At 55.8% G+C, this 13,062-nt stretch carries 11 protein-coding genes; 6 read left to right on the top strand and 5 right to left on the bottom strand.

Annotated features, from left to right (window positions below):
* Window positions 1-229 precede the first annotated feature (229 nt).
* Window positions 230-1,882, bottom strand: a complete 1,653-nt coding sequence (locus tag SynROS8604_RS08520; RefSeq protein WP_186543653.1) for an iron uptake porin — start codon at window positions 1,880-1,882, stop codon at window positions 230-232.
* A 397-nt stretch (window positions 1,883-2,279) separates the two neighbouring features.
* The gene (locus SynROS8604_RS08525; RefSeq protein ID WP_186543654.1) at window positions 2,280-2,507 is read right to left on the bottom strand and encodes an NAD(P)H dehydrogenase assembly family protein; all 228 of its coding nucleotides are present in this window, start codon (window positions 2,505-2,507) and stop codon (window positions 2,280-2,282) included.
* 56 nt (window positions 2,508-2,563) lie between these two features.
* Here SynROS8604_RS08525 and SynROS8604_RS08530 point away from each other — a divergent pair, with 56 nt between their 5' ends.
* Genes SynROS8604_RS08530 through SynROS8604_RS08545 form a run of 4 tightly spaced genes read left to right on the top strand, consistent with a single transcriptional unit; the run spans window position 2,564 to window position 7,371 of the window.
* Window positions 2,564-3,136: a biotin transporter BioY gene (locus SynROS8604_RS08530; RefSeq protein ID WP_186543655.1), complete on the top strand. Its 573-nt coding sequence runs from the start codon at window positions 2,564-2,566 to the stop codon at window positions 3,134-3,136.
* Window positions 3,133-3,621, top strand: a complete 489-nt coding sequence (gene lspA, locus SynROS8604_RS08535; RefSeq protein WP_115071312.1) for a signal peptidase II — start codon at window positions 3,133-3,135, stop codon at window positions 3,619-3,621. Before SynROS8604_RS08530 ends, lspA begins: the two co-directional genes overlap by 4 nt.
* Entirely contained in the window at window positions 3,602-5,779 is a 2,178-nt protein-coding gene (locus tag SynROS8604_RS08540) for a transglycosylase domain-containing protein (protein WP_186543656.1), read from the top strand. Before lspA ends, SynROS8604_RS08540 begins: the two co-directional genes overlap by 20 nt.
* Entirely contained in the window at window positions 5,776-7,371 is a 1,596-nt protein-coding gene (locus SynROS8604_RS08545; RefSeq protein WP_186543657.1) for a YcjF family protein, read from the top strand. The genes SynROS8604_RS08540 and SynROS8604_RS08545 overlap by 4 nt, the downstream gene beginning before the upstream one ends.
* 90 nt (window positions 7,372-7,461) lie before the next feature.
* Here SynROS8604_RS08545 and SynROS8604_RS08550 read toward each other — a convergent pair whose 3' ends face one another.
* A complete protein-coding gene (locus SynROS8604_RS08550; RefSeq protein WP_186543658.1) occupies window positions 7,462-8,898 on the bottom strand; it encodes an aminotransferase class V-fold PLP-dependent enzyme in 1,437 nt (478 codons plus the stop codon).
* Between the two features lie 63 nt (window positions 8,899-8,961).
* Between SynROS8604_RS08550 and SynROS8604_RS08555 the strand changes: the two genes are divergently transcribed.
* A complete protein-coding gene (locus SynROS8604_RS08555) occupies window positions 8,962-9,495 on the top strand; it encodes a nucleoside deaminase (protein WP_186543659.1) in 534 nt (177 codons plus the stop codon).
* Here the strand turns inward: SynROS8604_RS08555 and SynROS8604_RS08560 are convergent.
* Window positions 9,425-10,609 carry an alanine--glyoxylate aminotransferase family protein gene (locus SynROS8604_RS08560; protein WP_186545902.1) on the bottom strand — a complete coding sequence of 395 codons (1,185 nt, stop codon included), beginning with the start codon at window positions 10,607-10,609 and terminating at the stop codon, window positions 9,425-9,427. The two genes, SynROS8604_RS08555 and SynROS8604_RS08560, sit on opposite strands and share 71 nt — an antisense overlap.
* Before the next feature lie 109 nt (window positions 10,610-10,718).
* Entirely contained in the window at window positions 10,719-11,243 is a 525-nt protein-coding gene (locus SynROS8604_RS08565; protein ID WP_006852826.1) for an allophycocyanin subunit beta-18, read from the bottom strand.
* Window positions 11,244-11,476: 233 nt separating this feature from the next.
* On the opposite strand from SynROS8604_RS08565, the gene glnA reads away from it, so the two are divergent.
* Window positions 11,477-12,898, top strand: a complete 1,422-nt coding sequence (gene glnA, locus SynROS8604_RS08570) for a type I glutamate--ammonia ligase (RefSeq protein ID WP_186543660.1) — start codon at window positions 11,477-11,479, stop codon at window positions 12,896-12,898.
* Window positions 12,899-13,062: the final 164 nt, after the last annotated feature.

Consider the following 13,062-nt stretch of genomic DNA (forward strand, 5'->3'; position numbering starts at 1 on the left):
ACGAGGCTCAAAACAGCAAGTGAGCAACATCGAATCATAAAGCGATGATGCACCACACATTAAAAAAGTGCTAAAGCTTCAATCCAGTCATCAACAATGAGACACCTCACCAACATGGCATCACGAAAATAAAAACATCACTGACTAGATCGATGGAAAGAAAAGCCCTCTGCTTAAGCAAAGGGCTTTGAAATCAACAAACTAAATCAAGACCAATCTCAAACAACCTTTAGAATTTAAAGGTTGTTTGAATCAATCCACCAAAGATGTTGAACTGGCCGTCATAGCCGCTTCCGTTCGTTACTGTTTTTTGGGTAAGCTGCCCTTCAGGACGAGACAGATAGAACAATGCTGGGGTGATAGCAATGTTATCCGTCACCTGGAAGTTGTAATACAACTCGAAAGCATAGTTGCCATCATAAGGAGTATCACTACCTTTAAGTGCAGTAGCGAATGTAGGCTGACCAAAGGCGAAGCCAAGGGCATTGCCCTCCATAAATGCATCTTCCCACTTCAGACCTGTGAACCAACTCTGAGAAGTGGTGTAGCTGCCATCTACAATATTATCGCCATTAATTGTATTGATCGCCCAACCGACAGAGATCGAAGGAATAAATCCAGGATCCTCTGGCTGCCAATAGGCATTTAGCGCGAAGCTATTGGAAGAGCGGCTATCGCTACCACCTTGACACTTGAGGTTGAAGTCATTGGCCTTTACGAAAGAAGTAGAGCGGCGCATGCCTGACTTGCACTGACCATATCTATAAGCAGCAGCTGCACCATATTGACCATTACCCCAACCAATTTGTGCAAGAAGGTTGGCGCGAGAATTATCTGTCATAAAACCACCTTCAGATGGATTAGAGTTATTTCCCTCTCCATCATCTGCAACATAGTTGGCACTAATGCTGAAACCAGGATCGCCCTTCGCAACATCTTGCTGCCAGTAAGCAGCAATTAGCTGACCTGTTTCCTTGTTATAAACGCCTGGAACACCTGCTACAGCAAAGAAATCGAGAATCTTTGCTCCACCTTTATTGTACTTAGAAGGCCACATTGCCAATGATTCGGTATTCCTTGCCAGGGCACCAGCAATGAATGTGAAATCCTTACCGACCGGGAATTTATAATACAGACGATCAATAGTGACACTATTATCTGTCTTGGATGCGATATCCAGGGCAGTTAAATTACTGCCCGCACCACCAAATGCGGAATTCCCGAAGTTACCGGTACGAAGACGAGTACGTAACTTATCTTTGCCTGTGAAGCTGGTATCAAAGACTAAACGGTTGTCATAATTGAAGGTAAAAGCACCGTATTCGCTGTTGTAGGCGTCAGCACCTCCCCCCTCTTTGTAAGCCCTACCTTTCCGGCTGTCTCCGCCAGCATTAACAGCACCAATCACGAAAGTGCTTTTGCCTTTCAACTTGGTAGTGGTGGAGAACTGAGTGGCTTCCAGTTCGCCAACGCGGGCCTCAAGTCCGTCAACACGGCCCTTGAGGATGGCGAGTTCCTTTTCAAACTCTTTCATCAGGCGCTTGAGCTCGTCGGTCACTTCGGTGACGCGGTCGAGACAGGCGTTCAACAGAGCAGCCGCTTCAAAGCGGGTCATCGCCCTGTTACCGCGGTAGGTGCCGTTGGGATAACCAGCAACACAGCCGTAGCGCTCGATCAGGTTGCTGAGTGCCTGATAAGCCCAGTCGGTTGGGTAAACGTCAGAAAACTGAGTGATGCTGGTGACTTGCTCGCGGCTGTTCGATGCAGAGCTGGCGGCGTAATCAGACACACCGTTGATATTGAGCTCAGTGGCATTCGCAGCCACAGGTGCCAGAAGGCCCAGGGCAGCTGGGGCCACCAGCAGTTGATGGAAAAGTTTCATTTTCGGTCCTCACACCAAAAAATATTGAGGGAATGAACCCGCCAAAAGTTTATTCGGCAGACAAATAATAACCTGTATGCAAGACATCAACAGGCTGTATCCCTGATTACAAGCACTTCAAACCTCTCTTCTTTGCTGATCTTTTACTAACAATTAACTTGGTCTTAACCAAAATCGATTCAGGATCCTAATCGATTTAAACAAGGATTTTAAGCCAAGGAACCCATAACCATATAGAACACTTATTGAATCAGTCTTGAACAAGCTTCTTGCAACGCTTTCGCCCGCCAGCACGCTGTTCATAAGATTCGATCCTCAGCGGATTGGATCAGGCAAATCAGTGGCTCTGTTGTGAGCTTCCTGTCTGGAGTGAAGAACAAGGGAACGCGACAAGTCCTTAACGTTCCTCCTCTGCTCCATCGGGACATAAACGATTGATCGGAATTAAAAAGGTGCCTCGCCGAAAGCGCACAGCGGCAATTTCGAGGGGATGGAGAGCAACCACCGCTCCGGATTCATCACTGCCAACGAGATCGGAAGGCCGAAGCATTGGCATTGGATCTGCCGTTTTGAGATAGGGCATCGGGCTGATCAGTCGGACTTGGTCACCGATGGAAACGGTCATGACACCTGGGCAATCACCCTCTCCTACAGCAGGATGGGGGCAGCTGTTATGTAGCCGTGCGGGCTCTTGCCACTTGGAGCGGCGCGATCGCGGGAATACTTCTCATTCTTGTGGGCAGTTTGATTCCTGCTGCCGTTTTGCTGCCCGTTGCAGAGATTCCTCCCCGATTGCTGAGTTTGCCCAGCACCTGGCAAGTGCCAGCACTCCTGCTGTGCGCCCTTGTCTGCGGCCCACGATCGGGCGTGATGGCAGCGGTTGCCTACATCACGGTGGGGTTGGTTGATCTTCCGGTCTTCCATGACGGTGGAGGTTTGGACTACGTGCAAACCCCAGCCTTTGGCTATCTCGCTGGCTTTGTTCCAGCAGCCTGGCTCACGGGACGTCTTGCCCACCAAGCAGGGATGAACGACTCAGCGCGCCTCACGTTGGCGGGCATTGCCGGCGTCATCACAATTCAGCTATGCGGAATTCTTAACTTGCTTCTCGGAACGGTTTTGAGCCGTTGGAGTGAATCACTTCCTGATTTGTTGTTCAGTTACAGCCTCGGTCCCTTATTAGCCCAACTGACGCTTTGCGTGGCCATTGCCCTCATTGCGCTGCCCATTCGTCGTTTGCTCTGGATCGAATGATCAGCCGCAGCAACCGACTGATCCGGCGTCGCACAGTTGTGTTGATCAGCCTGTTGATCCTGCTGATGGATCAAGCGTCCAAATATTGGGCTCGATTCCACCTGCTTCCAAATTTGTCGCAGCCATTCCTCCCAGGATTGCTGCAGTTGCGGCTGGTACGCAACACCGGTGCCGCCTTCAGCATGTTGAGTGACTCCACAGCCCTTCTCAGCGTTCTCAGCCTGCTCGTTTCGGTTGGTTTGCTGGGCTGGATCTGGCGATCCAAGCGACTTGATCTTTGGTTAGGTCTTGCTCTGGCCTGTCTGCTGGGAGGAACGCTGGGCAATGGCATCGACCGCTGGCAACTGGGATATGTCACGGACTTCCTCGAGCTCGTGCCATTCCGTTTTCCCATCTTCAATGGCGCGGACATCGCCATCAACCTCGCCGTCCTCTGCTTCGCCATCGACGCTCTCTCCCAACGCAATGGACAAGCGAAATCCTGACGGCCCCTGCTCAGCCCAACTGATCATTCATCAGGACGATCAGGAGGTTCGTTCCATTGCCTTGCATGGCGACGGCTATCGCATTGGCCGCGATGGTCCTCTGGAAGTGAGCATCGATCATCCAGCCGTCAGCCGCCAACACGCTGTGCTGCAACGTCAGGGGCGGCACTGGATCCTTCAAGATTTGGATTCCACCAATGGCTTGTGGTGGAAAGGCCGGCGGGTCAAGCAGCTGGAACTACGCGATGGAGACGTGGTTCAGTTCGCGCCCTCCCTAGACGCCACGGCTCCCTTTCTGCAGTTTGTTGACGCCGCAGGGCGACGTCGCCATCGGATCGAACGCTGGTTGGGCTTTTTCGTATTGGGATGCCTGGGCGGCGGTGGTGCTCTGCTGCTGCTCTCCCACATCACCATGCCGATCCGTGGGCAACTGGCACGCGTGCGCGGTCCGGTGGCCATCTACGACGGCAACAACCAACCGCTCGCCTCCGTTGACTCCAGTCGTCATCGCGAGCTCAGGTCGGTAAAGGCGTTCTCCCCTTTGCTCGTTGATGCTCTTCTGAGTAGTGAGGACAACCGCTTCTGGTGGCATCCGGGCGTCGATCCCATTGGCACGTTGAGAGCCTTCAGCACCAATTTGATCGGCGGACAGGTGCTGGAGGGAGGCAGCAGTCTCACGCAACAATTAGCTCGCAGCCTGTATCCCAATTACGTAGGAGATGGAGACACCCTGGCGAGGAAATGGAAAGAGCTGCTTGTGTCCTTGCAGTTGGAAAGTCGCTTCAGCAAAAGCCAATTGCTGCTGAGCTATCTCAACCGCGTGTACTTGGGCGTTGGTTGGGGATTCGAAGATGCCTCACGCGTGTTTTTTGATCAATCCGCAGCAGATCTAAACGTGCAGCAGGCTGCACTTCTTGTGGGTTTATTGCCATCACCCAATGGCCACGATCCCTGTCAGTTTCCCCAGCGCGCTTTAAAAGCGCGTAATCGGGTGATCAACAAAATGGCCGATGGCGGTCGACTCTCCCTGGAGCAGGCGCGACTGGCGCGTCGTCAACCGATTCAGCTTGCAAAAGAGGCCTGCAGTCGGGAGCAGGTCAGTCGCTCAGCACCCTTCTACACCGATCAAGTGCGCCGAGACCTCAAAGCGCTAGTGGGTCCAGACGTGGCGGATGAAGGAAATTTCTTGATCGAAACGCACTTAGACCCTGTTCTGCAATCTGTGCTGGAACGCCAATTGAGCGGTTTGTTGGCCAACAGCGGAACGCTGGGTGTTCAAGAGGGGGCTGCTGTTGTGCTCGACAGCCGCACGGGCGGAGTTCTCGCCATCGCCGGAGGTCGTGACTACAACGCGAGCCAGTTCAACCGTGCCTCAATGGCGTTGCGGCAACCAGGAAGCACCTTCAAACTCATCACTTACTTGGCGGCCCTGGAACAAGGCCTGAAACCCAACGACACCTTGGATTGCAGCCCCCTTCGCTGGGGAGGACAGCGCTTCGACAGCACCTGTTCGGGCCAACTGACCTTGGCCAGTGCCTTCGCCTCAAGCCACAACACCGCAGCGCTGCGCTTGGCCCAACGCGTGGGCCTGGAGCAAGTGGTGAGCTTGGCAAAACGCCTGGGAATCACCACTCCCTTGGATCCTGTACCGGGGCTCGCTCTTGGACAGAGTGAAGTTCGCTTAATTGAGCTCACCAGTGCCTATGCCGCTGTGGCCAATGGCGGCATCTGGCAAGCGCCTACCACCATTCGTCGTTTGCTTGATGCTGAAACCTGCCGCTTGGATCGACCGAGTGGCTGCGGCAGCCTCAATGGACATAGCGGCATTGGTCATGACAGCACTGGGGAGCGCCAAGCGGCCCGTCGTGTGTTGAAGGGACAGACAGCGCAGCAAATGCAGGGATTGATGCGATCGGTGATTCGCAGCGGCACCGGCCGAGCCGCCTCGCTGGGTGGACAGGAAGGCGGAAAAACAGGAACCACCAACGATGGCCGTGACCTGCTGTTCATTGGCTATGAGCCGAGTCGCCATTGGGTGCTGGGAATCTGGCTGGGCAACGATGACAACAGTCCCTCAGCCAGTTCCAGCGCCGTAGCAGCCTCTCTTTGGGGCCGGATCATTCGTGCCGCAGGACAGGGCGGTGTGGCGGGCCGATGAAGGGATCCAATCGCCTGATTTTGTTGGCTGCCGCAGGGCTGATTCTCCTGCTGGTGCTTGGACTGGTGCTTCAGGCGATTCGCAATCTGCTCTGGGATCTCAGCTATATCCTTCCGCCCTGGCTGGTGGGTCCAGTGCTGCTCATCGGCACCCTCCTGGTGCTTGCTTTTGTCATACAGATTGGCTGGCCCTGGTGGAAGGGATGGAAAAGCCGTCGCGGAGCCAACAACGCCAGCAGCACAGCCCCTTCACCGCCTGGGTCGCGTCGACAAGCAGCTGAACAGAGCCTGGAAAGCATTGATCGCCTTTTAGAGCGTCTTCAAGACGACGTAGCCCGGCAAGCGCTGCATCTGGAACGGGAACGCGTTGCCCGTGAATTGGCCCGCGGCGATTTGGTGGTGGTGGTGTTTGGCACGGGCTCCAGTGGGAAAACATCCCTGATTCGTGCCCTTCTCCAAGACATTGTTGGGCGTGTTGGAGCAGCAATGGGCTCCACAACCGGCAGCCAGACCTATCGGCTTCGCCTCAACAAGCTGGAGCGCGGGCTGCAATTGGTGGATACCCCAGGAATCCTGGAAAGCGGCCTTGACGGAAGAGATCGGGAACAGGAAGCCCGGGAACGCGCCAGCCGTGCCGACTTGATGCTGGTGGTGGTGGATGGAGATCTTCGCTCTGCCGAATGGGATGTGGTGCGCAGCCTTGCGGGCTTGGGCAAGCGCTTGATGTTGGTCTTGAACAAATGCGATTTAAGAGGAGAGGAGGAGGAAAAGCGTCTACTGGCCTTGCTACGCGGACGTTGCAAAGGCCTGCTGGCTGCTGAGGATGTGATCCCAACCAGCGCCGCTCCCCAATCCTTGCCAAGACCTGGCCAAAAACCCTGGCAACCTCCTGCTGAGGTGGCGGTGCTGCTCCAACGCATGGCCGTGGTGCTGCACGCCGACGGCGAAGAGCTCTTAGCGGACAACATTCTTCTTCAATGCAGGACGCTGGGCGATAAGGGGCGATCGCTGCTCAACCGCCAGCGGCAGACCGAAGCGCGACGGATCGTGGATCGTTACAGCTGGATTAGTGCTGGCGTGGTGGCAGCGACACCACTCCCCGGCATCGACTTGCTGGGCACCGCGGCAGTGAATGCCCAGATGGTGATGGAGGTCGCGAAGGTCTACAACGTGCAGTTAACCCGGGACAAAGCTCAGGAGTTGGCCGTCTCGGTGGGGAGAACCCTGGCAGGCCTCGGTGTTGTGAAAGGCGGGGTGGCCTTGATCGGCACAGCACTCAGTGTGAATCTGCCCACCCTGCTCCTGGGAAAAGCCGTTCAGGGCGTGGCTGCTGCCTGGCTGACGCGGATTGCCGGAGCCAGTTTCATCACCTATTTCCAGCAAGATCAAGATTGGGGAGATGGTGGCGTGCAGGACGTTGTGCAGCGGCACTACGAGCTCAACCGTCGCGATAGCGCCCTCAAGCGATTTCTCGACACCGCTCTCAGGCAGGTGGTGGAACCATTGCGCCAGACGGCAAAGAAGCGCTTACCACCCCAACCAGGGCCTCGGGCGGGGGAGGACGCATCGGGCCCCGGGCATCGAGAACCGTGATCAGGGCCAAATAGGCCACGCCGATCAGCACAGAAACAATCCCTGTGACGATGGCCACCCAGCGGCCGCGTTGCTGCTTGGGAGCCGCCATTAGGGCCGAACCTCCACGGATTGATTCAGAGCGGATGCCAGTTGATCCAACAAACCGTCATGGGTGTGGGGGTTACCAAGGACAGCCTTGAGATGATGCCGTCCCTGATGGAGCGGCCTCGACACCATGATGCCTTGGCTGAGCAAGAGCCGGCGTGTCTCGATCGACCAGCTTTCGTGCTGCTGGGCCTGTCCTCGTTGCGGCCGACAGGCGAGCACATGCAAAGGGCCCGAGAGAATCATCAGCCTGTTGGGATCCAGTTGTTGCTGGAGGTACTCACGGCGAGCAATCGCAGCGGACAACACCTGCTCAATTCCCGATTCACCAAGTTGCCGCAAACCAAGCCAGAGTTTGAGCACTTCCGCGGGACGGCTTCCCTGCAACCCCAGTTCTCCGCCGTGATCGTGCTCGAGGGCTGGCTCCATATAGGGAAGGCCTGTGGAGAAAGCTTCAGCCAGAACGGAGGGATTGCGAACCAAGAGAAGCGATGAGGTCTTTGTAATGCCGAGAACTTTCTGAGGATTCACGGTGATCGAATCAGCGCGCGCAATCCCGTGAAGCAGATGGGTGGTGTGGGCGCTGAGAGCAAAAACCGCACCGATCGCCCCATCCACATGCAGCCATAGACCCAACCGACCGCAGAAATCAGCGATGGCAGACACGGGGTCGATGGCTCCGCGCACAGTGGTGCCTGCTGTTGCAACAACTGCGATACAAGGGCGTCCCTCGCTTGCAAGCGCTGCCAAGGCAGCCTCTAGTAGCTGCAGATCAATGAGCCCTTGCTCGTTCACTGGAATGGCACGAACACCATCCCGTTGAAGCCCCATGACGCGCGCTGCCTTGTGCCATGACACGTGCGCATCAGCACTCACCACCACCACGGCCTCTGGGTTGTGGTCCAAGCCAGCGTGATGGCGAGCGGCAACCAAGGCGATCAAATTGCTGAGCGTGCCGCCACTTGCCGCAACACCAGAAGCCCCTGCAGGAAAGCCAATGCGCTCAGCAAACCAGGCGCAAAGCTGCCGTTCGAGATGACTCAAACTGGGAGACAGCTCTTCGGCCAAAAGGTTGTTATTCAGCCCGGCGCAGATCAAATCTGCAGCGATCGACGCACTCAACGGCGGCGGATCGAGATGGGCAATCGCCCCGGGGTGGGAAGGCTGAAACGCCCCATCCATCACCTGCTGAAGGTCATCCAGAAGTTGCTCCATGGAGCGTCCATGGGTCTGCGGAGCAGCATCTGGCAGCACTCGAAGTGCTGGCAAAGGACCCCTCTCAGCCGCCGAACCGATCCAGTTGCATAAGCGCTCGGAAGCACCCTCCAAAAACTGAAGGAGTTGAGGGTCAAGCGCATCGGGTGAAGCAAACGCCGAAAGAGCGACCGGTTCAGGATTCCTTGAAGGTCCGACCAAGAAGACAAGATGGGGAATGATCATTGTCCCCTGTGGTGGCACATTGAAGGGCCGGCAGATCCCCCGACGCGCACAGCGAACAGCCTGATGGTGCAGTCTCCAATCGACCTATCTCCAACGCAGATGCAAGCCTGGATGGGACGTTTGATTGAACGCGCGCGTCGTTTCGGCGAACGGGGAGACGTTCCCGTTTGCGCCATTGTTTTGGATCAGCGAGGCCGCTGCATTGGCCATGGCATGAACCAGAGGGAGCTCAACAATGACCCGCTTGGGCACGCGGAGTTGATGGCCATTCGTCAGGCCTGCCTGTTGCAGGATGACTGGCGTCTGAATGACTGCACCCTGTTGGTGACCTTGGAGCCGTGTCCAATGTGTGCCGGCGCCTTGGTTCAAGCAAGAGTCGGACAGGTCATCTTTGCTGCCACGGACCCGAAGCGAGGAGCCTTGGGGAGCACGATCAACTTGGCGACTCACACCAGTGCACACCACCGAATGTCCGTGATCGGTGGTGTGCGGGGTGAAGAGGCGAAAGTGATGCTGTCGGGCTGGTTTAAGCAGCAACGGCGACGTTCTGTCGGAACTGGGGAAGCTCCGTTTCAAACAGATTCAACAACCTGCTGACGTTCTCGGGGTTGGAGTTGTAGCCCATCAGTCCGATTCGCCAGATTTTTCCAGCAAGGACACCAAGGCCGCCACCCACTTCAATGCCGTGGTTGTTGAGCAGATGTTGCGTGAAGGCCTTGCCATCCACATCATTTGGGATACGAACGGTGGTGAGTGTGGGCAGCCGAAGCTCCTCGGGCACATGCATTTCGAGACCGATCGCTTCCAAACCAGACCAAAGCGCCTCAGCGTTGCTGCGGTGACGGGCCCAAGCCATATCCAAGCCCTCTTCTGCCAACAGCCTGAGCGCTTCACGCATGCCGAAATTCATATTGACCGGTGCTGTGTGGTGATACACGCGGTCACTGCCCCAGTACTGATTGAGAAGGGAAACATCGAGATACCAATTAGGCACCTTGTCTTGCCGTGCGGCGAGCTTCGCTTCAGCGCGGGGTCCCATGGTGAATGGACCAAGACCTGGAGGGCAGCTCAGTCCCTTCTGACTACAGCTGTAGGCCAGGTCCACCTTCCATTCATCGAGATAGAGGGGGACCCCACCAAGAGAGGTCACGGTGTCGAGCAGGAGCAAGCAATCGTGCTTGCGGCAGAGATCTCCGATTCCTTCCATCGGTTGACACACGCCGGTGGAGGTTTCGGCATGCACCATCGCCAAGATGGTGGGCTTGTGCTCAATCAGAGCCGCTTCAAGCTCTTCCTTGGTGAAGGCTTCACCCCAAGGCTTTTCGATCACCTTCACATTGGCGCGGTAACGACCGGCCATGTCCACAAGGCGGTTCCCGAAGTAGCCCTTGACAGCGACCAGAACGGTGTCGCCGGGTTCAACCGTATTGGCAAGCGTTGCCTCCATGGCAGCGCTCCCCGTGCCGCTCATCGGCAAGGTCAAGCGGTTGTCGGTCTGCCAGGCATAGCGAAGAAGCTCCTGCACTTCGCCCATCAACTCCACATAAAGCGGATCGAGATGGCCAATCGGAGTCCGAGACAAAGCCTTGAGCACCGTTGGATCGGCGTTCGAAGGTCCTGGTCCGAGCAGCAAACGATCGGGAGTGCTGATCGGGGCAATGGCCCTTCGGTGGGACGAGTCAACCGACAGGGGGGAATGCGTCGTCGCCAAAGCCACGGTAACCAACTAATGGCGTGCAGCCTACGCATGGACAGGCCTGAAAAGGGAGCAAAACAGTTGCTTTGCAACGCCTCTTGTAACGAGATCAAGGATGGAGCGCTTAACGCTGGCTGATGTCGTTGGCGGAAAGACCTGAGGCCAGATGGTCGAAGGGCTTGCGAAGCATCAGGCAATCGCTCGGACTTGATCCCTCCGCCACCATGCGCTCGCAGAGAACATCGGCAAGCAGGATCATGCTGCGAACCGTGGGACCGGTGGGAACACCCAGGCTCTTGTAGGTGTCGTCCAAGCCGTTCAGCACCCGTTCATTCAGGATCGTGCTGTCGTCGGCAATCAGGGCGTAACTGGCGTAACGGAGGAAATAATCCATGTCGCGCAAGCAAGCTGAAAGCCTCCGTGTGGTGTAGGCGTTGCCACCAGGCAAGAGCAGTTCAGGGTCGCCTACAAACAGTCTTTGGCTGGCTTCTCTTACCAGCTCAGTCGCTTCGCGATTGATGAGCTCCACGGCCTTGAGTCGTAGCTCTGCTTGGCCGAAATAACCCTCGATCCGATCGATGGCCGATCGATCGAAATAGCGACCCAATTGGTCGTAACGGCCGATCAACCCGGTGATGGCATCACGCATGATGGGGGACGCTAGGGATCACTGGCTGGAAGGTAACACCACAAAGGCGGGCAGAACGCTTTCATCACCAGGGATCCAAGGAATTTGACAGAAACGGTTACCAAGCGCTGACCCGCGCCTCACCCAAAGACCTGACCAGGAGGGCGGCGGCGGCAAAAAGTGCGCGTTGATACAAAACCGTGTCAGATCGATGCCTACGGTTACGCGAGATACTCTCGGCTGCAGCCTCAACCATGGCTAAAACTGCTCAGGACGTCCTCCGTCAGATCAAGGACGAAGGGATCGAGCTGATCGACCTCAAATTTTCCGATCTGCACGGCAAGTGGCAACACCTCACCGTGTGCTCGGACATGGTCGATGAGGATGCCTTTCGGGAAGGCCTGGCCTTTGATGGATCCTCCATACGCGGCTGGAAAGCGATCAACGCTTCCGACATGTCCATGGTTCCAGACCCCGCCACGGCATGGGTGGATCCGTTTTATCGCCATAAGACCCTCAGCCTGATCTGCTCGATTCAGGACCCAAGAACGGGTGACCCTTATGAGCGTTGTCCCCGTGCATTGGCACAGAAAGCGTTGGCTTATCTCTCCAATACAGGGCTGGCAGACAAGGCATTTTTTGGTCCAGAGCCTGAATTTTTCCTCTTCGATGACGTTCGCTACAACTCAAGCGAAGGTGGGTGCTTCTACAGCGTCGACACCATTGAGGCTGGCTGGAACTCCGGACGGGTGGAAGAAGGCGGGAACCTCGCCTACAAAATCCAAACGAAGGAAGGTTATTTTCCTGTAGCACCAAACGACACAGCGCAAGATATCCGCTCTGAGATGTTGTTAATGATGGCCCAATTGGGGATCCCAATTGAGAAGCATCACCATGAAGTTGCTGGTGCCGGTCAGCACGAATTGGGAATGAAGTTCGACGAACTCATTCAAGCTGCCGACAACGTGATGACCTACAAGTACGTCGTCCGCAACGTGGCCAAGAAGTACGGCAAAACAGCAACCTTCATGCCGAAGCCTGTCTTTAATGACAACGGCACAGGCATGCACGTGCACCAGAGCCTGTGGAAGGGTGGTCAGCCCTTGTTCTTCGGGGAAGGCACCTACGCCAACTTGTCTCAAACAGCCCGTTGGTACATCGGCGGAATCTTGAAGCATGCTCCAAGCTTCCTGGCCTTCACCAATCCCACCACCAATAGCTACAAGCGACTCGTCCCAGGATTTGAAGCACCGGTCAATTTGGTGTATTCAGAGGGCAATCGATCTGCCGCCGTTCGAATCCCCCTCACCGGCCCGAGTCCAAAGGCCAAGCGCTTGGAATTCAGATCCGGGGATGCGTTAGCCAATCCCTATTTGGCCTTTGCCGCCATGATGATGGCTGGTATCGATGGCATTAAGAACCAGATTGATCCTGGTGATGGCTTCGATGGTGACCTGTTTGAACTTCCCGCAGAGCAGCTCAAGGACATCGCAACCGTTCCTGCCTCTCTGAACGGAGCTTTAGAAGCTTTGAACGCTGATCATCACTACTTGTTAGAGGGTGGTGTTTTCACCAAAGACTTCATCGACAACTGGATCAACATGAAGTACGAAGAAGTGCAGCAGCTGCGTCAGCGGCCCCATCCCCACGAATTCACCATGTACTACGACGCCTGATCGAAACGGTTCCGTAGCACTCAGGCCTCAAACAAGCCTCCTAATGATCCTCCTAATGGGGATCATTTTTTATGGGCACAGATCGGATTAAAGCTGTCAAGCCTACTGCGAAATTAATGAGAAAAAGGAATAGAAGTAACAGACCCTACAGTGATGAATGCCCT

This window comes from Synechococcus sp. ROS8604, from assembly GCF_014279655.1.
GTDB lineage: Bacteria > Cyanobacteriota > Cyanobacteriia > PCC-6307 > Cyanobiaceae > Synechococcus_C.